23 protein-coding genes are annotated in these 20,372 nt (G+C 70.3%); 11 read left to right on the plus strand and 12 right to left on the minus strand.

The features are described 5' to 3' along the window. Positions 1-13 precede the first annotated feature (13 nt). Positions 14-352 (minus strand): ArsR/SmtB family transcription factor, encoded by a 339-nt coding sequence (locus tag JW592_RS02805; protein WP_209263234.1) that lies wholly within the window; start codon positions 350-352, stop codon positions 14-16. 98 nt (positions 353-450) lie between these two features. Between JW592_RS02805 and JW592_RS02810 the strand changes: the two genes are divergently transcribed. Further along, entirely contained in the window at positions 451-1,551 is a 1,101-nt protein-coding gene (locus JW592_RS02810) for an NADH:flavin oxidoreductase/NADH oxidase (RefSeq protein ID WP_209263235.1), read from the plus strand. 61 nt (positions 1,552-1,612) lie between these two features. Here the strand turns inward: JW592_RS02810 and JW592_RS02815 are convergent, their stop codons facing one another. Further along, complete coding sequence (locus JW592_RS02815) at positions 1,613-2,251, minus strand: LysE family translocator (RefSeq protein ID WP_209263236.1); 639 nt, start codon at positions 2,249-2,251, stop codon at positions 1,613-1,615. 130 nt (positions 2,252-2,381) lie between these two features. On the opposite strand from JW592_RS02815, the gene JW592_RS02820 reads away from it, so the two are divergent. Continuing rightward, positions 2,382-2,735 (plus strand): hypothetical protein, encoded by a 354-nt coding sequence (locus tag JW592_RS02820; RefSeq protein WP_209263237.1) that lies wholly within the window; start codon positions 2,382-2,384, stop codon positions 2,733-2,735. 33 nt (positions 2,736-2,768) lie between these two features. Here JW592_RS02820 and JW592_RS02825 read toward each other — a convergent pair whose 3' ends face one another. After that, the gene (locus JW592_RS02825) at positions 2,769-3,527 is read right to left on the minus strand and encodes a helix-turn-helix domain-containing protein (protein ID WP_209263238.1); all 759 of its coding nucleotides are present in this window, start codon (positions 3,525-3,527) and stop codon (positions 2,769-2,771) included. Between the two features lie 224 nt (positions 3,528-3,751). On the opposite strand from JW592_RS02825, the gene JW592_RS02830 reads away from it, so the two are divergent. Genes JW592_RS02830 through JW592_RS02840 form a run of 3 tightly spaced genes read left to right on the plus strand, consistent with a single transcriptional unit; the run spans position 3,752 to position 6,160 of the window. Next, positions 3,752-4,420, plus strand: a complete 669-nt coding sequence (locus JW592_RS02830; protein ID WP_209263239.1) for a DUF4097 family beta strand repeat-containing protein — start codon at positions 3,752-3,754, stop codon at positions 4,418-4,420. A gap of 10 nt (positions 4,421-4,430) precedes the next feature. Further along, complete coding sequence (locus JW592_RS02835) at positions 4,431-5,372, plus strand: ATP-binding cassette domain-containing protein (protein ID WP_209263240.1); 942 nt, start codon at positions 4,431-4,433, stop codon at positions 5,370-5,372. Then, positions 5,369-6,160, plus strand: a complete 792-nt coding sequence (locus tag JW592_RS02840) for an ABC transporter permease (RefSeq protein WP_209263241.1) — start codon at positions 5,369-5,371, stop codon at positions 6,158-6,160. The genes JW592_RS02835 and JW592_RS02840 overlap by 4 nt, the downstream gene beginning before the upstream one ends. Before the next feature lie 61 nt (positions 6,161-6,221). On the opposite strand, the gene JW592_RS02845 is transcribed toward JW592_RS02840, so the two are convergent. The 3 genes from JW592_RS02845 to JW592_RS02855 form a co-directional block, all read right to left on the minus strand. Beyond that, a complete protein-coding gene (locus JW592_RS02845; RefSeq protein ID WP_209263242.1) occupies positions 6,222-6,770 on the minus strand; it encodes a hypothetical protein in 549 nt (182 codons plus the stop codon). Positions 6,771-6,841: 71 nt separating this feature from the next. Continuing rightward, positions 6,842-7,051 (minus strand): DUF397 domain-containing protein, encoded by a 210-nt coding sequence (locus tag JW592_RS02850; protein WP_209263243.1) that lies wholly within the window; start codon positions 7,049-7,051, stop codon positions 6,842-6,844. Continuing rightward, on the minus strand, positions 7,048-7,920 hold the full coding sequence (locus tag JW592_RS02855; protein ID WP_209263244.1) for a helix-turn-helix domain-containing protein: 873 nt from the start codon (positions 7,918-7,920) through the stop codon (positions 7,048-7,050). Before JW592_RS02855 ends, JW592_RS02850 begins: the two co-directional genes overlap by 4 nt. A gap of 210 nt (positions 7,921-8,130) precedes the next feature. Here JW592_RS02855 and JW592_RS02860 point away from each other — a divergent pair, with 210 nt between their 5' ends. Both JW592_RS02860 and JW592_RS02865 read left to right on the plus strand, forming a co-directional pair. After that, positions 8,131-8,556 carry an ATP-binding protein gene (locus tag JW592_RS02860; RefSeq protein WP_209263245.1) on the plus strand — a complete coding sequence of 142 codons (426 nt, stop codon included), beginning with the start codon at positions 8,131-8,133 and terminating at the stop codon, positions 8,554-8,556. A gap of 11 nt (positions 8,557-8,567) precedes the next feature. Continuing rightward, positions 8,568-9,686: a pyridoxal-phosphate dependent enzyme gene (locus JW592_RS02865; RefSeq protein WP_209263246.1), complete on the plus strand. Its 1,119-nt coding sequence runs from the start codon at positions 8,568-8,570 to the stop codon at positions 9,684-9,686. A gap of 64 nt (positions 9,687-9,750) precedes the next feature. Here JW592_RS02865 and JW592_RS02870 read toward each other — a convergent pair whose 3' ends face one another. Continuing rightward, complete coding sequence (locus JW592_RS02870) at positions 9,751-11,229, minus strand: MFS transporter (RefSeq protein ID WP_209263247.1); 1,479 nt, start codon at positions 11,227-11,229, stop codon at positions 9,751-9,753. 101 nt (positions 11,230-11,330) lie between these two features. On the opposite strand from JW592_RS02870, the gene JW592_RS02875 reads away from it, so the two are divergent. Further along, positions 11,331-12,293 (plus strand): helix-turn-helix transcriptional regulator, encoded by a 963-nt coding sequence (locus tag JW592_RS02875; RefSeq protein WP_209263248.1) that lies wholly within the window; start codon positions 11,331-11,333, stop codon positions 12,291-12,293. Positions 12,294-12,374: 81 nt separating this feature from the next. Further along, positions 12,375-13,514, plus strand: coding sequence for a tRNA dihydrouridine synthase DusB (gene dusB / locus JW592_RS02880; RefSeq protein ID WP_209263467.1), 1,140 nt, complete (start codon positions 12,375-12,377; stop codon positions 13,512-13,514). A gap of 82 nt (positions 13,515-13,596) precedes the next feature. On the opposite strand, the gene JW592_RS02885 is transcribed toward dusB, so the two are convergent. Further along, on the minus strand, positions 13,597-14,046 hold the full coding sequence (locus JW592_RS02885; RefSeq protein WP_209263249.1) for a gamma-glutamylcyclotransferase family protein: 450 nt from the start codon (positions 14,044-14,046) through the stop codon (positions 13,597-13,599). A gap of 422 nt (positions 14,047-14,468) precedes the next feature. On the opposite strand from JW592_RS02885, the gene ppdK reads away from it, so the two are divergent. After that, the gene (ppdK, locus tag JW592_RS02890) at positions 14,469-17,258 is read left to right on the plus strand and encodes a pyruvate, phosphate dikinase (protein ID WP_209263250.1); all 2,790 of its coding nucleotides are present in this window, start codon (positions 14,469-14,471) and stop codon (positions 17,256-17,258) included. A gap of 207 nt (positions 17,259-17,465) precedes the next feature. Here the strand turns inward: ppdK and trxA are convergent, their stop codons facing one another. The 3 genes from trxA to JW592_RS02905 all read right to left on the minus strand — a co-directional run bounded on the left by trxA (position 17,466) and on the right by JW592_RS02905 (position 19,322). Continuing rightward, entirely contained in the window at positions 17,466-17,807 is a 342-nt protein-coding gene (trxA, locus tag JW592_RS02895) for a thioredoxin (RefSeq protein WP_307805265.1), read from the minus strand. Continuing rightward, complete coding sequence (locus JW592_RS02900; protein ID WP_209263251.1) at positions 17,804-18,259, minus strand: MerR family transcriptional regulator; 456 nt, start codon at positions 18,257-18,259, stop codon at positions 17,804-17,806. Before JW592_RS02900 ends, trxA begins: the two co-directional genes overlap by 4 nt. 142 nt (positions 18,260-18,401) lie before the next feature. Next, positions 18,402-19,322, minus strand: coding sequence for an oxidoreductase (locus tag JW592_RS02905; RefSeq protein ID WP_209263252.1), 921 nt, complete (start codon positions 19,320-19,322; stop codon positions 18,402-18,404). 125 nt (positions 19,323-19,447) lie between these two features. Here JW592_RS02905 and aroQ point away from each other — a divergent pair, with 125 nt between their 5' ends. Further along, positions 19,448-19,957: a type II 3-dehydroquinate dehydratase gene (gene aroQ, locus JW592_RS02910; protein WP_209263253.1), complete on the plus strand. Its 510-nt coding sequence runs from the start codon at positions 19,448-19,450 to the stop codon at positions 19,955-19,957. Between the two features lie 57 nt (positions 19,958-20,014). On the opposite strand, the gene JW592_RS02915 is transcribed toward aroQ, so the two are convergent. Next, entirely contained in the window at positions 20,015-20,338 is a 324-nt protein-coding gene (locus tag JW592_RS02915; protein ID WP_209263254.1) for a cupin domain-containing protein, read from the minus strand. Between the last annotated feature and the right edge of the window lie 34 nt (positions 20,339-20,372).

Below are 20,372 nucleotides of genomic sequence, written 5' to 3' on the forward strand. Positions count from 1 at the left end.
GAAGGGGTGCGTTTCAGGCGGAGGCGGCCTTGAGAACCGCATCCAGCAGGCCCGGGAAGCGGGCTTCCAGGTCGGTGCGGCGGAGGCAGTTGATCTTTGCGGTGCCGCGGTAGCACTGGTTGATCACGCCCGCTTCGCGCAGGACGCGGAAGTGGTGGGTGCTGGTCGAGGCGGTTACCGGCAGTTCGACCTGGGAGCAGGTGGCTCCGCTGCCATCGCCCTCGCCGTAGGGGTCCAGCGCGGTGACGATGCGCAGCCGTATCGGGTCGGCGAGTGCGTGCAGCACTGCTTCCAGGCGGATCTCCTCGCGCCCCGGGTGCGGGAGTTGGCGTACGGGGGTTGTCGTCGGCACGCCTTCATAGTACGGCAGTCATCGAAATTTGACAGGTGTCGTACTACGGCGGCTATCGTACTAAGCGCCGTACCGCCCCACCCCGATTGGAGAGCGCTGTGAGCGCACTGTTCGAGCCCCTCGCACTGCGGTCGGTGACCGTCCCCAACCGCGTCTGGATGGCGCCGATGTGCCAGTACTCGGCCGCCCCCGAAGGGCCGGGCCAGGGCGTTCCCACCGACTGGCACCTCGCCCACCTCGGTGCGCGGGCCGCCGGCGGGCTCGGCCTCGCGCTGGTCGAGGCCACGGCGGTCACCCCGGAGGGCCGGATCAGCCCCTACGACCTGGGCCTGTGGAGCGACCGCCAGCAGGAAGGCTTCGCCCGTATCACCCGCTTCCTGTCCGAGCAGGGCACCGTTCCCGGCATCCAGCTCGCCCACGCGGGCCGCAAGGCGTCCACCGAGCGCACGTGGGTCGACCGCGGCGCGCCGCTGGCACCCGGCGCGGGTCACGGCTGGCAGCCGGTCGGCCCCAGCCCGCTGCCGTTCACCGACGGACACACCACGCCCGAGGAGCTGACGCGCGAACAGGTGACCCAGCTCGTACGGCAGTTCGCGGACAGTGCCCGTCGCGCATACGAGGCCGGGTTCAAGGTCGTCGAGCTCCACGGCGCGCACGGCTACCTGATCAACGAGTTCCTCTCCCCGTTCACCAACCGCCGCACCGACCAGTACGGCGGCTCTTTCGAGGGCCGTACGCGGTTCGCGCTGGAGGTCGTCGAGGCGGTCCGCGCCGTCTGGCCGGAGGAACTGCCGCTGTTCTTCCGGATCTCGGCCACCGACTGGCTGACCGAGAACCCGGACGACGAGCGCGAGGGCTGGACCGCCGACGACACCGCCCGCCTCGCCAAGGAACTGCTCGCCCGCGGCGTCGACCTGCTCGACACCTCGACCGGCGGCAACGCGCCCGACGCCCGTATCGAGGCAGCGCCCGGCTACCAGGTGCCGTTCGCCGAGCGGGTCAAGAAGGAGACGGACCTGTCCGTGGGCGCCGTCGGCCTGATCACCGAGCCCCGGCAGGCCGAGCAGATCGTCGCCTCGGGCCAGGCCGACGCGGTACTGCTCGGCCGCGAGCTGCTGCGCCGCCCGTACTGGGCGAACGAGGCCGCGGCCGAACTGGGCGCCGAACCGCGCCGTCCGGTGCAGTACCACAGATCGTAATCGGCTGAACCAGTGACGATTCGGAGGGGGTGCCCGGGGCGCCCCGGGGGCTGGCGGCGGTCTACTCCTTGCGGCCCGTCGCCGCGACGGTGACCCCGAGCCCGATCATGGCGAGCCCACCCGCCCCGCCCACCAGGGACAGCCGCTGCGGCGACCGCGCGAACCAGCTCCGCGCGGTGGCCGCGGCCAGCCCCCAGACGCCGTCCGAGACAACGGCGATGACGTTGAAGACGAGGCCGAGCAGCAGCATCTGCGCCGCCACGTGCCCCTGCTCCCGGTCCACGAACTGCGGCAGTACGGCGGCGAAGAACACGATCGTCTTGGGATTGGCGACCCCGACCGCGAACCCCTCCCACAGCGTGCGCAGCCCGCTGTGCGCCGTGGCCCGACCCTCGAACGCATCCTGCAGCGAACGGCGCTGCCGCCACGCCTTGATGCCCAGGTGCACCAAATAGGCGGCGCCCGCCAGCTTCAGCACCGTGAAAACGAGCACGGACCGCTCCACCAGCGTCCCGATCCCCAGCGCCACAGCGACAACCAGGACGTACGCGCCCAGCGTGTTCCCCACCACCGTGGTGAGCGCCGCCCGCCGCCCGTGCGCCAGCGCCCGCCCGACGACGAACAGCACGCTGGGGCCCGGCACGACGATGAGCAGGAACGACATCGCGGCGAAGGCGAGTACACGGTCGGTGGAGAGCATACGTTCATCAAACCCGAGTCCACCCGGCCGCGCATATTCATTTGCACCGGCCGGGTGTTCCCCGCTTGCCTGCAGCTGCCACTGTCGCCGACGGGTCCGAACTGGGCCCCCTCAGGAGTGAATCGAACCGATGCCGCTCATCGAAGTCACCTATGCGCCCGACGTACCCGAAGCGACGCTCCGCGAGCTCGGCTCGGTCCTCCCGCACCTCGTCTCCGTTGCGGTGGAGTGCCCCGAGGAGCCCTACGACGGTGATCTGCAACCCGGCGATGTGGAGCTCCGCTTCCGCCGACTCGGCCCCTTCGACCGGTGCGGCCTGGACGTGGTGATCGAGATCCGCTCCAAGTGGTTCGAGAGCAGAGCCGCCAACCGGCAGGAGCGCGTGGATCAGCTCCACGAGAGCATTGCCGAGGCCACCGGTCTCGACGACTTCGGTGTCTACCTCTCCCTCCCGGTGGCCGCCTGGTCCCAGGGCGAGGAGTAGCGGCGTCCCGCCCCAGCCGCTCGCCTCCGCGCCCTATCCGTCATCCGGCCCGCGTCCAGCAGCGCCCTCCGAGTCCGCCTCGGGTCTCGTGTGGAGGATCTCGCGGCCCTGTTCGGCGGCACGGCTGATGCTCTCACCGACGAAGTCCATGAAGCGGGCGATGTTCTCCAGCCGGGCGGCGGCCGGAGTACCGCGGCCGAGGATGCCGACGCCGTGCCGTGCCGTCTGGGCGAGCTGGATGGTGCCCTGGGCAGCGGCGATCATCGACTGATACCAGACGTCGTCGTCGACGCTGTAGCGCTCGCGGCGGCGTTCGTCGCGTTCCCGGCGGACGAGGCCCTGTTCTTCGAGAAACGCGACCGCTTTGGAGACGGACGCCGGGCTGACCTGGAGGTGCTGCACGAGTTCGGACGCGGTGAGGCTGCCCGCGTCCGTGGTGAGCAGGCAGGTCAGCACCCGGGCCATCATCTTGGGCACGCCCTGCTTCATCAGGAGGGTGGTGAACCCCTCCTCGTACTCGCGCACGACCTCGGCGTCGCGCCCGTGGGCTTGTTCGGGCACCTGCGCGGCCCCTCGGGGGGCGGCCGGCCTGCGCCGGTGGGCGCGACGTTCGGTGGCGCGGTGTGCCAGGTCGGCGCGGTAGGCGGTGGGACCGCCGTTGCGCATCACCTCCCGCGTGATCGTGGAGGTGGGGCGATCGAGACGTCTGCCGATCTCCGCGTAGGCCAGCCCGTCGGCCAGGCCCAGCGCGATCTTCTGGCGTTCCTGCTGGGTGAGTCTGCCTCCCGGCACCGCGATCTCCCTCCGTGCTTCCTGGTGCCTCCACCTTAGCGTTCACTCCCTAGTCAATGCAACGGTCAGGGGTGTTTCGTTGCATTGTGTGGTGGTCAGTTGCAACGATATTGAGCATCTGAACTGCGGAGATACTGATCGAGTGCAACAGGTTCGTTGCTGGATCTGGAAAAGCAACGTAGCGTTTTCGATGTCAGAAACGACGACCGCAAGAGGAGAGCACGATGCAGAAGTTCGACACCCCCGCCCCGGTCTCCGTCGACCTGGACCTCCCCGCCGGGCGCGTGCAGTTCATCGCCGCCGACCGTGCCGACACCACCGTCGAGGTCCTGCCCGCGAACGCCTCCAAGAGCCGCGATGTGAAGGCGGCGGAACAGACCGAGGTCGCCTACGGTGACGGCGTCCTGCGGATTCACGCCCCGGCCGCGAAGAACCAGTACTTCGGCGCCTCCGGGGCCATCGAGGTCACGGTCCAGTTGCCCGCCGGCTCCCATGTCGCGATGAGGTCTTCCTTCGCCGAACTCCGGGGCGTCGGACGGTTCGGCGACGTCACCTTCCAGGGCGCACAGGGCGGAATCAAGATCGATGAGGCCGCGTCCGTCCGCTCCACCACCTCCGGCGGTGATGTCTCGGTGGGCCGCCTGACCGGTCCTGCGGAGATCAGCACCGCAAAGGGTGACCTCCGCATCAGCGAAGCCGTGCGGGGCGAGGTCGTGCTGAGCACCCAGATGGGCGACGTCACCGTCAATGCCGCCGCCGGGGTCTCCGCCTCCCTGGACGCCGGCACCGGTTACGGCCGCATCCACAACGTCCTCAAGAACACCGACGGCGCCGCCGCTCTGAACATCCACGCCACCACCGCCTACGGCAACATCGCCGCTCACAGCCTCTGAGGAGCACACCATGACGAACCCCGCCATCACGGCGAACGGCCTGCGCAAGTCCTACGGCGACAAGGTGGTACTGGACGGCATCGATCTGACCGTCCCCGAAGGAACGGTCTTCTCGCTGCTCGGCCCGAACGGCGCGGGTAAGACCACGGCGGTGAAGATCCTCTCCACGCTGATCGCCGCTGATGGCGGGCAGGCCCGGGTCGCGGGTCACGACATTGCCGGTGAGGCGCAGGGGGTGCGTGGCGCGATAGGCGTCACCGGTCAGTTCTCCGCTGTGGACGGTCTGATCACGGGTGAGGAGAACATGCTTCTGATGGCGGACCTGCACCACCTTCCGCGCCGTGAGGGCCGGCGTGTCGCCGCCGAGCTTCTGGAGCGCTTCGACCTGGTGGACGCGGCGAGGAAGCCCGCCTCCACCTACTCCGGGGGCATGAGACGCCGGTTGGACATCGCGATGACGCTGGTGGGCAGCCCGCGGATCATCTTCCTGGACGAGCCGACCACCGGCCTGGACCCGCGCTCGCGCCACAACATGTGGCAGATCATCCGCGAGCTGGTCTCCGGCGGCGTCACCGTCTTCCTCACCACCCAGTACCTGGAGGAGGCCGACGAACTCGCCGACCGCATCGCGGTCCTGAGCGACGGAAAGATCGCTGCGGAGGGGAGCGCGGAGGAGCTCAAGCGCCTCATCCCCGGCGGCCACATCCGGCTGCGCTTCACCGACCCGGCCACCTACCAGGCGGCCGCTTCCTGCCTGCGGGAGACCACCCGCGACGACGACGCCCTCACCCTCCAGATCCCCAGCGACGGCAGCCAACGCGAGTTGCGCTCCCTCCTGGACTGGCTGGACTCGGCCGGTATCGAAGCGGACGAGCTGACCGTGCACACCCCCGACCTGGACGACGTCTTCTTCGCCCTCACCACCCGCCAGCCCAAGGAGACCACCCGATGAGCACCCTGTCCCTCGCCGTCCGCGACTCGACCACCATGCTGCGCCGCAACCTCCTGCACGCCCGGCGCTATCCCTCCCTCACACTGAACCTGCTTTTGACCCCGATCATGCTGTTGCTGCTGTTCGTGTACGTCTTCGGGGACACGATGAGCGCGGGCATCGACGGCGGCGGCCCGAACCGCTCCGCCTACATCGCCTACCTGGTGCCGGGCCTTCTCCTGATGACCATCGGCAGCACGGTGGTCGGCACGGCGGTCTCGGTCTCCAACGACATGACGGAGGGGATCATCGCCCGCTTCCGCACCATGGCCATCCACCGCCCCTCCGTCCTGATCGGGCATGTGGTCGGCAGCGTGCTGCAGTCGGTTGTCAGTGTGGTGCTGGTGGGTGCGGTGGCGGTGGCCATCGGCTTCCGCTCCACCGACGCCACAGCGTTGGAGTGGCTGGCGGCGTTCGGGCTGATCGCACTGGTCGCGCTGGCCTTCACCTGGATCGCGGTGGGTATGGGCATGGGCGCCCCGAACGCGGAGGCGGCCAGCAACAATGCCACGCCGCTGATCATCCTTCCGCTGATCTCCAGTGCCTTCGTCCCGCTGGAGGCGATGCCGGGCTGGTTCCAGCCGATCGCGGAGTACCAGCCCTTCACCCCCGCCATCGAAACCCTGCGCGGCCTCCTGCTGGGCACCGACATCGGCAACAACGCCTGGCTGGCGATCGCCTGGACCGTCGGCCTCACCCTCCTCGGCTACCTCTGGTCCACCGCACAGTTCAACCGCGACCCGAAGTAGACGGCAGCCCCCTCTTACGTCAATGGCGAAGCGCCGGACGGAAGGGGGGCTCCGCCATGCCTCAGTGCAACTGGTGCGAGAACGCGACCACGAACAACGAAGCGCCAACGCAGCTCAGCAGCACGATCGGCAGCACCCACGCCGGTCTCCGCTCACCGCGCAGCGGCGCCGTCATCCGCCGGTGCAGGGCGGCGAGGCCGTACAGCAGCCCGACCGACACGGCGGTGACCGGCAGACTCACCGCGAAGTGCGCGAGCCAGGCCCCCGCTTTGGTGGGCCCGCCCCAGGAGTCGTCGTAGGGGCCGCTGTCCACGAAGCCGTAGAAGAGCCCGCGCGCGGTGCCAATGGCGAGCACACCCGTCACGATCAGCGCCAGTACGCCGAGCAGCACAGTGAGGAAAGCGTGCACCATGACCCGCCCCCTCCCCGTCCCCGCTCCGGCCCGCAGTGCCCGCCGGGCCGGGGCGTCCTGCCCGCCGAGCGCCATGACGAGGGCGAACAGGCCGGCCGGGAAGAGGGTGAGGGCCTCTCCCATCTGCCGCCCGAACCCTGCCCCGCGGGACGGTATGGAGGAGGATGCGGGCGCTGTGGCATTCCGGGAAGCGTTCATGACAGCGAAGCTACGGCGCAGGCTTCGCGCTGTACGAGCTACCACGGAGCCAATGCGCTCCGCTGTGGCCCCTACTGCGGTAGGGGGTGCCCCGCGAGGCCGTCGACGAACGCCCGCCACGCCCCCGCCCCGAAGTACGCGGTCCCGCGTGCGGGGTCCTTGCTGTCGCGGACCGCGCACCCACCGTCAGCCGTTTCCGCCACTTCCACGCACTCATTGGCGGTACCACCGCCGGAATACGGAGATTTGCGGAACGGGCCGACAACGGTCCGGGGGCTCATGCGGATTCCTCTTCCTCGGGGATCTCGGAGACAAGCTTCTGGATGAAGTCTCGGGTCTGGTCGGTAGGTAGGGCGGCTGAGCGCAGCGCGTCGAAGGAGAGGGCGTATGGCGTCGTCAACTCGTCGTCCTCCAGGACGACGCTCTCCTGATGGGTGTCTTGGACAACCGCCGACGGCGCCCACTCCCCGTCGAAGGACAACATGACAAAGGGCGGTGCACTGGTCGCCGCGGACCACTCGGCCAGTGGGAGAACCTGCAAACTGACCAGCGGCTGCTGTTGAAGCAAGAGCAGGTCGAGCAGTTGAGCGCGCTGAGTCCGCGGATCGGGCATCGAAGTGAGAGCGGGCTCCCAGACGACCGCTGCCAGCCGGGCGCCGGAGCCGAGGAACTGCTGCCGCCGTTGTTGGCGGATCGCGACGATGCGCTCGATGCCCGCGTCCTCGCATAGCGTCGGATTCGCAGCGGCCAGCGCCCTCGTGTACGGCTCAGTCTGCAACAGCCCCGGCACCAGCGCGGTCTGCCACGTGCGGATGAATGTGGCGTCGGACTCCAACGCCAGGTAGTCGCCCAGCTTGTCCGGCACCGGTACCGGTTGGTTGACCCACCAGCCGCGCTTTGTGGCGCTTCGGGCAAGCCGCTCAAGCTGTGAGCGCGTCGTCTCGTCGTCCACCTCGTAGAGGTCCAGCAGGTAGCGGACTTCCGGGACGCGGGCGCAGTTCGCTCCGGACTCGATGCGGCTTATCTTTGCCGTCGAGCAGCCCAGCGCTTTGGCCGCGTGCTCCTGATCGAGCTTCGCGGCCAGTCGGTATCGCCGCAGCGCGGAGCCGAGCCGCCTGCCGCGCATCGTGGGCTTCCGGTCCGAGGGCATGGGTCCTCCCCTTCTTGCTTCCCCAAGTCTGCACATCAACTGGCTGAGTGGGACAGCAGTTTGAGGCGCAGACTCTCTGGCAAGCTTGCCATGTAGATGACTTGCCAAGCGCTCCGCTTAGCCGTAGCGTGATTTGCCTCACTCAGTGTGTCCGCAAAGACGCCAAGAGTGAGTGACTTCCATCTGCTCACCCGCCCCCGGGGAGGCCCCATGTCCGGGCGTACGAACATCGCAAGGTTCCGCATCAGCAAGGCGTCCGTGCCGAAGGCGCGGGAACATGTGCGGCTGGTACTCAGAGAGTGGAAGCTCGGACAGGTGAGCGACGACGCGGTGCTCATCGCAAGTGAGTTGGCGACCAACGTCGTCACCCACGCCGCACGGGGAATCGGCGACTACTTCGGACTCGTACTCCGCCGCCGGGACGGCGTCCTCGTGCTGGAGGTCTCCGACTCGTTCCAGTGGGAGATGCCGGAACTCCGCAAACCAGACCCGGAAGAGGTATCGGGCCGCGGATTACTACTGGTCGACGCCCTCTCACAGGCGTGGGGCGTACGCCCTCGCGCGGGGGCCGGCAAAACAGTCTGGGTGCACCTCGCCGCACCCTGCGACGCCCGAACGCGGCGGTCTCCAGGGTAATGTCCGGCGCCATGGGCGAGACTCACCCGCATGTCTGGGCCGCGGACGCGATCCGGCGCATACAGGAAGACGGCAGGTACGGCCCGCCTGAGGCGCCTGCCTCGGCCGGCCCGCGCGAAGCCCTCACCCCGCTGCGGCGCCTGTCCGCTGCTGAGGGCTTCGAGGGGGTCGAGGGGGTCGACATCTATCTCAAGGACGAGTCCGCGCTGCCCACCGGCAGCCTGAAGTACCGCCTGGTGCGTGCCATGTTCGGCGAGGCACTCACCGGCGGGCGGATAGGGGAGGGCACGCCGGTGTTCGCGGCGACGGGCGGAGCGGTCGCGGCGGCCGGGGCCCGGTTCGCGAAGCTGCTCGGGTTGCCGTTCACCGCCGTCGTACCGGCGAAGACCCCGGCGCGTCTTCTGGAGCGGATCGAGGCCGCGGGTGGGCAGTGGCAGGTGGGGGAGCGGCCGCCCGCCGCGGTGCAGCAGGAAGCCCGCGAGCTGGCCGACCGCTGTGGCGGCCACCTGCTCGACCACTTCGCCGACGCCGAACGGGCGGTGGCCGGTTGGGGGGAGCCGACGATCGCGGACGAGATCTTCCACCAGCTGCGGGGCGAGCCGCACCCGGTGCCGGAATGGATCGTGACCGGGGCCGGTACCGGCGCCACCTCGGCGACGATCGGACGTCACCTGCGGTACCACGGCCGCCCCAGTCGGCTGGCCGTGGTGGACCCGGAGAACTCCGCGTACTTCCCCGCCTGGGCGAGCGGCTGTGACGACTACGCCACAGGGATGCCGTCCCGGATTCCCGGCATCGGCCGTCCGCGCACCGAGCCGGGTTTCCTGCCGTCGGTGATCGACCTGGTGATCCCGGTGCCGGACGCCGCCTCGATCGCGGCGATGCGCCGTCTGCACTCGGCGGGCATCGATGCCGGACCGGCAACCGGGACCGCCCTGTGGGGTGTGTGCCACCTGGTGGCCCGGATGCGCGAAGCCGGGAAGCGGGGCAGCGTCGTCCTCGTCCTCGGTGACGCGTCCGAGCCGTACCGGGACACGTACTGCAGTGCGGAGTGGGTACGCGCCCGGGGCCTCGATCCCGCACCGTACGAGGCCGACCTGGAACGCTTCGCCCGCACAGGCACCTGGTGACCAGTTTTTTTCATCACCCCCTGAGCCGGTGACGAAAAACAACAGACGTCCGTCCAGGGCGCCCTCACCCCACCGAGCGCGGCATCCGCAGGCCCACCGCCACCAGCGCCAGCAGCCCGCAGCCCTGCACCGCCAGTACCGCGCCCAGCGCTTCCCGCATGCCGAAGTGCGGTATCAGGGCGAGGAAGAGGGAGCCCAGGGTGGCGACGCCCAGGGCGAGCCCGGACTGCTGGGCCGTGGCGGCGAGGCCGCTGCCCGCACCGGCGCGGTCGGCGGGAACGCCGGAGAGCAGGATGCGGAAATAGGTGGGCAGTTGCAGTCCCTGTCCCACGCCGCACAGCGCCAGCCCCGGTGCCAGCGCGACCGGCGGCAGGCCGGGCCACTGCGCGAAGACGGCGATCAACAGCGCCCCCAGTCCCGCGCCCTGCGCCACCGCGCTGAACGCCAGCACCCGTCCCGCGCCGAGCCGTTCGGTCAGCTTGGGTGCCCGTACGGAGGCGACGAACTGAGCCAGCCCCATCGGCACCATGGTGAGGCCCGCTTCCAGGGCTCCGTAGCGCAGCCCCCGCTGCAGCAGCAGTGCGCTTTCGAACATGAAGCTGCTGAAGCCCAGAAAGATCGGCGTTCCGGCGAGCAGTCCGCGCCGTACGCCGCTCTCGCGCAGCAGCGAGGGCGGCAGCAGCGGGCTGCGGCCCTCCCGCTCCTCCCGGCGTTCGACGGCGAAGAAGGCGTACGCCAGCACGGCGGCAGCGACCAGCAGCGCGACCGCCCACCAGGGCCAGCCCGCCGCACGGCCCTCCGTCAGCGGCAGCAGCAACGCGCCCAGTGCGCACGCCAGCAGTACGGTTCCGGTGAGGTCACCCCGCGCGGGCGCTTCCGAGCGGCTGTCGGGCACCGTACGGACTCCCAGCGCCAGCGCGACCAGCACCACCGGAACGTTGATCAGGAAGATCGCCCGCCAGCCGGTGCCCGCCAGGTCGGCGGCGACCAGGACGCCGCCCAGCACCTGTCCGGTGACGATGGATATCCCGCCGACCGAGCCGAACAGGCCGATGGCGCGAGCCCGTACCCGCCCCTCGCTCGTGGCGTGGATGGTGGCGAGCACCTGCGGGAACAGCATCGCGGAGGCCGCGCCCTGCGCCATTCGCGCGGCGATCAGCCACCACACTCCGGGCGCGAACCCGCAGGCGAGCGAGGTGAGGCCGAAGGCGGCGACGCCCCAGATGAAGAGCCGCCGCCGTCCGAAGGTGTCGCCCAGCCGTCCGCCCAGCACGAGCAGCGAGGCGTAGGCGACGGCGTAACTGGCGACGACCATCTCCAGCGCCGCGGGGGAGGCGTGGAGGTCGGCTTCGATGCTGGGGAAGGCCACGTTGACGACAAAGAAGTCGATCATGGGCAGCGCGGCGCCCAGCAGCAGGGTGAACAGCCCGAGGGGGCGGAGTGCGCCGGAGGCCCGGGGCACCCTCCCCGCGCCTGCCGGGGGTGCGGGCTGCCCGCCGCCGGGCCCGGGCCGCGCGGTCGTGGTGGTGGCTTCGTGACTCATGACCACGAGCCTCGGCCGACCTTCAGTGTGGTACCAGACGGTCCTCATCCTGGTATGACGACTACCTGGCACCAGGACGCGATCTGCCTCACCCTGGTGCCATGAGCGTCACCACCGGCCCCGGCGAAGCGGAGGCGTCCCCATCCGCAGCGAAGGCTTCCGCAGCGAAGGCTTCCGCAGTGGAGGCTTCCGCAGTGGAGGCTTCCGCAGTGGAGGCGTCCGCGCCCGCCGACAGCGTGCGCCGCGAGCTCCTCGCGGCGTTCCTGCGCAGCAGGCGTGAGCGGATCAAGCCCGAGCAGGTGGGCCTGCCGCGCGGCCCGCGCCGCCGTACGCCGGGGCTGCGCCGCGAGGAGGTGGCGCACCTCTCGTCAGTCGGTGTGACCTGGTACACCTGGCTGGAGCAGGCCCGGAACATCCAGGTCTCGGCGCAGGTGCTGGACTCCCTCTCGCGGGCGCTGATGCTGGACACCAGCGAGCGCGCCCATCTGTTCGCGCTCGCTGGCACGGCCGACCCGACGCCCGCGGCCGAGACGACGGTGCTGCCGCCCGGCATCCGCAAGATGCTCACCCAGCTCGAACCGTTCCCGGCCTGTGTGCAGAACGCGCGCTACGACATCCTGGCCTACAACCGCGTCTACGGCCGGCTGCTCGGCGACCTGGACGCGCATCAGCGCGAGAACCGCAACTGCATGTGGCTGGCCTTCACCGACCCCGACTGGGCGGCCGCCATGCCGGACCGGCAGGAGACGGTCCGGCTGATGGTGGCACGCTTCCGCTCCCGGATGGCCGAGCACCTGGCCGAGCCCGCCTGGAAGGCACTGCTCAAACGGATGGAGCGGTCCTCACCGGAGTTCCGCGAGCTGTGGGAGCGGCACGAGGTGGCTCGCGCTGTCGACCAGACCAAGCGATTCCGCAACGCGCACGTCGGCATGCTGTCCTTCACGTACCACGGGCTGTGGCTCGGCCCTGCCGAGGGCGCGCGCCTGGGCACGTACGTACCGCAGGACGAGGAGACTCAGACGCGGATCGAGCGCCTGCTCCGGCTGATCGAGGCCGGAGGGTAGGCGGGGGCCCGGACCCGGATGGGGGACAATGGGGAGCTGACCTTGCCCCGCGCACTGAACGATCCGGAGGAACCCCTGCTCATGGCCCGGCCGCTGCACATCGGAGAGCACACCGTCCAGCCGCCTGTGGTGCTGGCGCCGATGGCTGGGATCACCAATGCTCCGTTCCGGACGCTGTGCCGGGAGTTCTCCGGCGGACGTGGGCTGTTCGTCAGCGAGATGATCACCACCCGGGCGCTGGTGGAACGCAACGAGAAGACGATGCAGCTCGTGCACTTCGACGCGAGCGAGAAACCGCGCTCCATCCAGCTGTACGGGGTCGACCCGGTGACGGTCGGCAAGGCGGTGCGGATGATCGCCGACGAGGACCTGGCCGACCACATCGACCTCAACTTCGGCTGCCCCGTCCCCAAGGTCACCCGCAAGGGGGGCGGTTCCGCGCTGCCCTACAAGCGGCCGCTGCTGCGCGCCATCCTGCACGAGGCCGTCAGCAACGCGGACGGGCGCCCGGTGACGATGAAGATGCGCAAGGGCATCGACGACGAGCACCTGACGTATCTGGACGCCGGCCGTATCGCCGTCGAGGAGGGCGTCACCGCCATCGCGCTGCACGGCCGCACGGCGGCCCAGCACTACGGCGGGACCGCGGACTGGGACGCCATCGCACGCCTCAAGGAGGCCGTTCCGGAAATCCCCGTCCTGGGCAACGGTGACATCTGGTCGGCCGACGACGCGGTGCGCATGATGCGCGAGACCGGTTGCGACGGTGTCGTGGTCGGGCGCGGCTGCCTGGGCCGGCCCTGGCTGTTCGCCGATCTGGTGGCCGCGCTGGCAGGGGACGGCACGCAGGCGTACGCGCGGCCCACGCTGGCCGAGGTCGCCGACGTCATGGTGCGGCACGCGCGGCTGCTGGGGGAGTGGCTGGGGGACGAGGGGCGCGGCGTCATCGACTTCCGCAAGCACGTCGCCTGGTACACCAAGGGCTTCTCGGTCGGCTCCGAGATGCGCAAGCGGCTGGCCGTCGCCGGTTCGCTGGCTCAGTTGCGCGCGCTCCTCGACGAGCTGGACCTGTCCCAGGAGTGGCCGGAAGGCGCCGACGGCCCGCGCGGCCGGACCCACTCCCGCAACAAGGTCGTGCTGCCCGATGGCTGGCTGGACGACCCGTACGAGTGCGGCACGGGCGTCGGCACGGACGCCGAGCTGGACACCTCCGGCGGTTAGGCCGCGTCCCTCTGCTGCGCTTGGGCAGTCTGCGCCAGGGGCGCAGGGTGGGCAAGCGCAGCCCCCATGCGGGGTGCCAGGCTCAGAACCCCTCCAGCCGTGCGGCGTACCGGTCCAACTGCCGCTCCGCGAAGGCGTCCGCCTCCCAGTTCTCCGGGAGGACCTCACCCGGGGCCGCCCAGGTGTACGACCAGACCGTGCCCGGGCCCGGCAAACCCCTGGCCCCGCTGTCCACCATCAAAGGCACCAGCTCGTACTCGTCGTCCTCGAAGTCGTCCAACGCCCGCCATTCGCGGGCGCTCAGCCCACTCAGCAGCAGCCCGGACGCGGTCTGCCCCGGCGCCGGGACGAGACCGGGATACGGGCGGCGCGCGAGTGCCGCCGTGCGCCAGCCGGTGGTGGCGGCCGGGGTCGTGGAGGGCACCCGGCCGAGGAGAGCGGCGAGGATGCGGCCGAAGCGGAGGGTGCCGTAGACGAAGAGGGCGTCGGCCGTGGGATCGACGGGGGAGAGGCGGGTCGTCGGCTCGGTCATCCGGGCAATGTACTGCGGCCCGCGATCCCGGTTTCCGCCGCCCAGCACCGGTCCGCATAGTGAGACATTCACCCGTTCAGCGCAGTGATTCGCGCCACCTTGATCAGGGGTGCGCTCAGATGAGCGCTCAGATGTGAGCTGTACATCTCCAAGGAGCGGACCGGGGTTTTACCGACCCTTGGTTTCCGAGTCGTAGGCCGCACTACTCTCAGTGAGGGAATCTCGGGGCTCGAGTGGCGCACGGTCACCATCCATTCGAGTTGTGAATGGTATGCCCAATCACCCCGAACGGCCCCGCACTTTCGATCTCTCGGCAGACGGGTGGTTACAGCCGTGTGACGTGCCGTTGGACGTACTCGCAAGCCTTTGATCTGGGTACGCTCCCCGCCGTCAGGGCAGCCGACCACGAGGAGCCGAGTCCGGTGCCGGTTCACACGAAGAACACAGAGTCCGCGGACGCAGAGTCCGCAGTAGGCGCGTCGCAGCAGCAGCCCCAGCAGCAGTCGCAGCAGCGGAAGTTCGTCTATGACTTCAGTGAGGGCAACAAGGACCTCAAGGACCTCCTCGGCGGGAAGGGAGCCAACCTCGCCGAGATGACCAACCTCGGTCTGCCCGTCCCCCCGGGCTTCACCATCACCACCGAAGCCTGTAAGGCGTACCTGGAGTCCGGCGAGGCCCCCGCCGCGCTCCGGGACCAGGTGAGCGAGCACCTGGCCGCGCTGGAGCAGCGGATGGGCAAGAAGCTCGGCCAGGCCGACGACCCGCTGCTGGTCTCCGTACGCTCCGGCGCCAAGTTCTCGATGCCCGGAATGATGGACACCGTCCTCAACATCGGGCTCTCCGACGAGTCCGTGCACGGGCTCGCGGCCCAGTCCGGCGACGAGCGCTTCGCCTGGGACTCCTACCGCCGCCTCATCCAGATGTTCGGCGACACGGTGCTAGGTATCGACGGCGAGCGGTTCGCCGAGACGCTGGACGCGACCAAGAGCGCGCGCGGCGCCGTCACCGACGTGGACCTGACCGCCGACGACCTCAAGGAACTGGTCGGCAAGTTCAAGGCCATCGTCTCCGAGGAGACCGGCCGCGACTTCCCGCAGGACCCGCGCGAGCAGATGGACCTGGCCGTGCGTGCGGTCTTCGACTCGTGGAACGGCAGCCGCGCCCGCCTCTACCGGCGCCAGGAGCGCATCCCGCACGACCTGGGCACCGCCGTGAACATCTGCTCGATGGTCTTCGGCAACCTCGGCCCGGACTCGGGCACCGGCGTCGCCTTCACCCGCGACCCGGCCAGCGGCCAGCAGGGCGTCTACGGCGACTACCTGCAGAACGCCCAGGGCGAGGACGTCGTCGCCGGCATCCGCAACACCGTGCCGCTCGCCGACCTCGAACAGCTGGACAAGGCGTCGTACGACCAGCTGATGCAGATCATGGAGACCCTGGAGAACCACTACCGGGATCTGTGCGACATCGAGTTCACCATCGAGCGCGGCAAGCTGTGGATGCTCCAGACCCGCGTCGGCAAGCGCACGGCGGCCGCCGCCTTCCGGATCGCCACCCAGCTCGTCGACCAGGGCCTGATCGACGAGGCCGAGGCGCTGCAGCGGGTCAACGGCACCCAGCTCGCCCAGCTGATGTTCCCCCGCTTCGACTCCAACGGCGGCCTCAAGGACGCCGACCAGATCGGCTGGGGCATCGCCGCCTCGCCGGGCGCCGCCGTCGGCAAGGCCGTCTTCGACTCCTACACCGCCATCAAGTGGTCCCGCTCAGGCGAGAAGGTCATCCTCATCCGCCGCGAGACCAACCCCGACGACCTGGACGGCATGCTCGCCGCCGAGGGCATCCTCACCTCGCGCGGCGGCAAGACCTCCCACGCGGCCGTCGTGGCGCGCGGCATGGGTAAGACCTGTGTGTGCGGCGCCGAGGAGCTGGAGGTCGACACCAAACGGCGCTGCCTCAAGACCCAGGACGGACGGGTCGTCGAGGAGGGCGACGTCGTCTCCATCGACGGCTCCACCGGCAAGGTCTACGCAGGCGAGGTGCCGGTCGTGCCCTCCCCGGTGGTCGAATACTTCGAGGGCCGGATGCACGCGGGCGCCGACGACGCCGACGAGCTGGTCAAGGCCGTCCACCGGATCATGGCCTACGCCGACCGGGTACGCAGGCTGCGCGTACGCGCCAACGCCGACAACGCCGAGGACGCCGCGCGCGCCCGCCGGTTCGGTGCCCAGGGCATCGGCCTGTGCCGCACCGAGCACATGTTCCTCGGAGAGCGGCGCGAGCTGGTCGAGCGGCTGATCCTCGCCGGCACCGAGGACGAGCGCGAGCAGGCGCTGGGCGCGCTGCTGCCGCTGCAGAAGGGCGACTTCATCGAGCTGTTCGAGTCGATGGACGGACTCCCGGTGACGGTGCGGCTGCTGGACCCGCCGCTGCACGAGTTCCTGCCCGACATCACCGAGCTGTCGGTACGGGTCGCGCTGGCCGAGTCCCGCAAGGACGCCAACGAGAACGACCTGCGGCTCCTCCAGGCCGTGCACCGGCTGCACGAGCAGAACCCCATGCTGGGCCTGCGCGGAGTCCGGCTCGGACTCGTCATCCCCGGCCTGTTCACCATGCAGATCCGCGCCATCGCGGAGGCGTCGGCCGAGCGCAAGGCCGCCGGCGGCGACCCGCGTGCCGAGATCATGATCCCGCTGGTGGGCACCGTGCAGGAGCTGGAGCTCGTCCGCGAGGAGGCCGAGCAGGTCATCGCCGAGATCGAGCGGGAGCACGACGTCGAGCTCGGGCTCAGCCTCGGCACCATGATCGAGCTGCCCCGCGCGGCGCTCACCGCCGGACAGATCGCCGAGTGCGCCGACTTCTTCTCCTTCGGCACCAACGACCTCACCCAGACCGTGTGGGCCTTCAGCCGCGACGACGTGGAGGCCAGCTTCTTCACGGCCTACCTGGAGAAGGGCATCTTCGGCGTCTCCCCGTTCGAGACCATCGACAAGGACGGCGTGGGTTCACTGGTGCGCAGCGCCGCGGAGGCGGGCCGGGCGACCCGGCCCGACCTCAAGCTCGGTGTCTGCGGCGAGCACGGCGGCGACCCGGAGTCGGTGCACTTCTTCCACGAAGTGGGTCTCGACTACGTGTCCTGCTCCCCGTTCCGCATCCCGGTGGCCCGGCTGGAGGCGGGCCGCGCGGCGGCGCAGCGGCCGGCTGACGGCAAGTAAGCCATTCAACCGCCGGGCTCCCGTTCCGCACCCACCCTCACCGCGGAACGGCCCGGACCAGGAGGCGGCACCCGTGCGGGGGTGCCGCCTCCACTGTTTGCCAGGACCGATGCCAGTGCGCCCCTTGCTGCGCATCACGGACTGCGGGTGTGTGCCGGCTGGTCGCGCAGTTCCCCGCACCCCTGACGGGGCGCGTTCTCCCTCGGCTCAGTGCGCCTCGTCCAGGCCCAGCTGTTCGACCAGGCGGCGCTTGGGCTGGGCGCCCACGACGGACCGGGCGGGCTCCCCACCACGGAAGAGAACAAGCGTCGGCATCGACAGAACGCCGTACGCGGCCTGCGTCTCAGGGTTCCGGTCCACATCGAGGGAGACGACCTTCAAGGTGTCCGGGCGCTCCTCGGCGATCTGCGCGAGCACGGGCGCCACCATCCGGCACGGCGGGCACCAGTCGGCGGTGAAGTCGACCAGCACGGGGATGTCGGAGCGCAGCACCTCCTCGGCGAACGTCGCGTCCGTGACTTCCCGCAGGTGTGCGGTTGTTGCGCTCATGGGTCTTCGTCTCCCTGGTGTCCCTGTGGCGTGTCCGGCGACGGGCCGGGCAGGCTCAGCTCGCACCGGGGCTCGGGGCCGCGCGGCAAGCCCGCCGCGGCCTCCACCTCGGCACGGGCCAGCCGCGCCGCGACCTCGTCCCGTACGGAGCGCAGATCGGCCATGCACGCGTCCAGCTCGGCGAGCTTGCGGCGGTAGACCTCCAGCGAGTCGGGGCAGGAGTCGCCCGCCGGGTGGCCGGCGCGCAGGCACTCCACGAACGGCCGGGTCTCCTCCAGCTCGAAGCCGTTCTCGCGCAGGGCCCTGATCTGCCGCAGCACTCGCAGATCGTCCTCGTCGAACGTGCGGTACCCGTGCGCGTCCCGCGAAACGGTCAGCAGACCCCGCGACTCGTAGTAGCGCAGGGTGCGCGTGGTCGTACCGGCGCGCTTTGCCAGCTCCCCGATGCGCATACGGTCCTCCTTTCCGCGTGCTCCGCCGCGTTGGTCCGCCGTGCTCTCGTACGGTGCTCGGCACGCTATGGGTTGACGCGGACGTCAACGCAACAGAAATCCACGCAGCAGACGTCAACGCAGCAGCGGAGCAGAAGCATGCCTAGGAGGGCACCGCGTAGGTGACCCCGGTCAGCTGCTCGGAGGCCGCCCACAGCCGTTCGGCGGCCACATCGCTGAGCGTCCAGGGCGCCCGCCAGGCCGGCACCGGGGCGCCCCGCCAGCCCAGCACACGCGGCCCCGTGAAGGAGTCCGGTGCCACCCTGGGCGCCGTCGCGGCGTAGAGGATCGGCAACGCGCCCGCGTCCGCGGACTGGGCGACGAGCCGGTTGCCCAGCGCCATCACGCGCTCCACGGCTCTGCGGCCCTCCAGCCGCGCCCCCGCTGTCTGGAGGTTGGTCGCGGCGTAGCCCGGGTGCGCGGCCGCCGCGATCAGCGGGGTGTCGGCCAGGAGGTGGGCCAACTCGTGGGTGAAGAGCAGATTGGCGGTCTTGGAACGGGCATAGGCGACCCAGCGCCGGTAGGAGTGCTCACTGTTGAGGTCCGCGATGTCGACGTTGGCCAGCAGATGGGCGAAGCTGGAGACGGTGACGACGCGTGGGGCGCGGGCGGCCAGCAACCGGTCCAGCAGCAGCCCGGTGAGGGCGAAGTGCCCCAGATGGTTGACGCCGAACTGGCGCTCGAAACCGTCGGCCGTCCTGCCGTACGGCAGCGCCATCACACCCGCGTTGTTGATCAGCAGGTCCACCCGGTCGTCCGGCAGCTCTTTGGCGAAGGCCCGCACCGACGCCAGATCGCCCAGGTCGAGCCTGCGCAGCTCGGTGCGCGGCCCCGCTTCCGGCAGCTCCTCGACGAGCGCGTCCCGCGCGCGCCTGCCGCGCTCCTCGTCCCGGCAGGCCAGTACGACGCGGGCGCCGCGGCGTGCCAGCTCCCGGGCCGTGACGAGACCGAGCCCGCTGTTCGCGCCGGTCACGACCGCCGTACGGCCGCTCTGATCCGGGATGTTCCGCGCTGTCCAGCCCATCGCTCGCCCTGCTCCTCGCCTTGACGGCCCCCTCGTCCGAGGAGGCTAGCGGCACGCCTCCGGACGGTCGAGGCCGGAAGCACCGCGACCGGGAAGCGGCCCCCAGGGGGCTCTAGGCTGCACCCATGAACGCGAACCCTCCCTCCGCTGCACCTGGCTCCACACGGCCGCGGGTGCTGCTGCTGCACGGTCCCAACCTCAACCTGCTCGGCGAGCGCGACCGGGCCACCTACGGCAGCACCACCCTGCGGGACGTCGAGGAGCGCACCACGGCGCTCGGCCTGGAGCTGGGCGCCGAGGTCCGCTGTGCCCAGAGCAACAGCGAGGGAGCGCTCATCGACCTGATCCACGCCACCCGCGGCGGCGACGACGGCATCGTCTTCAACCCCGGCGCCTACGCGCACTACAGCTACGCGCTGCGGGACGCCCTGGAGGCCGTCGCCGGGCTCGGCATTCCGTGCGTGGAGGTGCACATCTCCAACGTGCACGCCCGTGAGCCCTTCCGGCACACCTCGGTGACCGCTCCCGTGTGTCAGGGGATGGTCTCCGGGCACGGCATCTTCGGCTACGAGCTGGCGCTGCGTTCGGTACTGCACCGCATCGCGGAGTGGAGCGCCGCCCGGGGGAACGCCTGACCGGCCGACCGGCCCAGCGGGACCGGCCCAGCTGTCGGCCGCCGACCGGTGGCCGGGTCAGTCCGTGCCCGTGACGGCCGTCAGGATGAACACGGAGTCCTCCAGCGCGAGCACACCGTGCCGCAGATGCGGGACCCGCTGGATCTGCCCCGCACCGACATCCTGATCGGCGGTGCCTTCGGTGAGCCGGATGGAGCCCTGGAGGACGTGGACGCTCGACGCGGGAGGCGTGTTGTGCTCCTCCAGGGACGCACCCTCCGTCAGCGCGATGACGGACTGCCGCAGCGGTCCGTCGTGCAGGAAGAGGTACGCGCTGCGGCCGTGCGGGTCTTTCCTTGCCAGCGCCAGGTGCTCGGCGGCCAGGGCGGTCACATCATCCATGCGTCCATCGTGCCCCGCATGCCACACGATGCAA

It is taken from the genome of Streptomyces spirodelae, from assembly GCF_017676385.1.
Classification (GTDB): domain Bacteria; phylum Actinomycetota; class Actinomycetes; order Streptomycetales; family Streptomycetaceae; genus Streptomyces; species Streptomyces spirodelae.

What these genes read in the sequence shown, in the direction of transcription:
- JW592_RS02815 (WP_209263236.1), bottom strand. Translation starts at nt 2,251, where the DNA reads ATGCTCTCCACCGACCGTGTACTCGCCTTCGCCGCGATGTCGTTCCTG.
- JW592_RS02875 (WP_209263248.1), top strand. Translation starts at nt 11,331, where the DNA reads ATGAGCGTCACCACCGGCCCCGGCGAAGCGGAGGCGTCCCCATCCGCA.
- JW592_RS02845 (WP_209263242.1), bottom strand. Translation starts at nt 6,770, where the DNA reads ATGAACGCTTCCCGGAATGCCACAGCGCCCGCATCCTCCTCCATACCG.
- JW592_RS02885 (WP_209263249.1), bottom strand. Translation starts at nt 14,046, where the DNA reads ATGACCGAGCCGACGACCCGCCTCTCCCCCGTCGATCCCACGGCCGAC.
- JW592_RS02835 (WP_209263240.1), top strand. Translation starts at nt 4,431, where the DNA reads ATGACGAACCCCGCCATCACGGCGAACGGCCTGCGCAAGTCCTACGGC.
- aroQ (WP_209263253.1), top strand. Translation starts at nt 19,448, where the DNA reads ATGAACGCGAACCCTCCCTCCGCTGCACCTGGCTCCACACGGCCGCGG.
- JW592_RS02900 (WP_209263251.1), bottom strand. Translation starts at nt 18,259, where the DNA reads ATGCGCATCGGGGAGCTGGCAAAGCGCGCCGGTACGACCACGCGCACC.
- JW592_RS02870 (WP_209263247.1), bottom strand. Translation starts at nt 11,229, where the DNA reads ATGAGTCACGAAGCCACCACCACGACCGCGCGGCCCGGGCCCGGCGGC.
- JW592_RS02905 (WP_209263252.1), bottom strand. Translation starts at nt 19,322, where the DNA reads ATGGGCTGGACAGCGCGGAACATCCCGGATCAGAGCGGCCGTACGGCG.
- JW592_RS02915 (WP_209263254.1), bottom strand. Translation starts at nt 20,338, where the DNA reads ATGGATGATGTGACCGCCCTGGCCGCCGAGCACCTGGCGCTGGCAAGG.
- JW592_RS02820 (WP_209263237.1), top strand. Translation starts at nt 2,382, where the DNA reads ATGCCGCTCATCGAAGTCACCTATGCGCCCGACGTACCCGAAGCGACG.
- JW592_RS02855 (WP_209263244.1), bottom strand. Translation starts at nt 7,920, where the DNA reads ATGCCCTCGGACCGGAAGCCCACGATGCGCGGCAGGCGGCTCGGCTCC.
- JW592_RS02840 (WP_209263241.1), top strand. Translation starts at nt 5,369, where the DNA reads ATGAGCACCCTGTCCCTCGCCGTCCGCGACTCGACCACCATGCTGCGC.
- JW592_RS02850 (WP_209263243.1), bottom strand. Translation starts at nt 7,051, where the DNA reads ATGAGCCCCCGGACCGTTGTCGGCCCGTTCCGCAAATCTCCGTATTCC.
- dusB (WP_209263467.1), top strand. Translation starts at nt 12,375, where the DNA reads ATGGCCCGGCCGCTGCACATCGGAGAGCACACCGTCCAGCCGCCTGTG.
- JW592_RS02865 (WP_209263246.1), top strand. Translation starts at nt 8,568, where the DNA reads ATGGGCGAGACTCACCCGCATGTCTGGGCCGCGGACGCGATCCGGCGC.
- JW592_RS02830 (WP_209263239.1), top strand. Translation starts at nt 3,752, where the DNA reads ATGCAGAAGTTCGACACCCCCGCCCCGGTCTCCGTCGACCTGGACCTC.
- trxA (WP_307805265.1), bottom strand. Translation starts at nt 17,807, where the DNA reads ATGAGCGCAACAACCGCACACCTGCGGGAAGTCACGGACGCGACGTTC.
- JW592_RS02860 (WP_209263245.1), top strand. Translation starts at nt 8,131, where the DNA reads ATGTCCGGGCGTACGAACATCGCAAGGTTCCGCATCAGCAAGGCGTCC.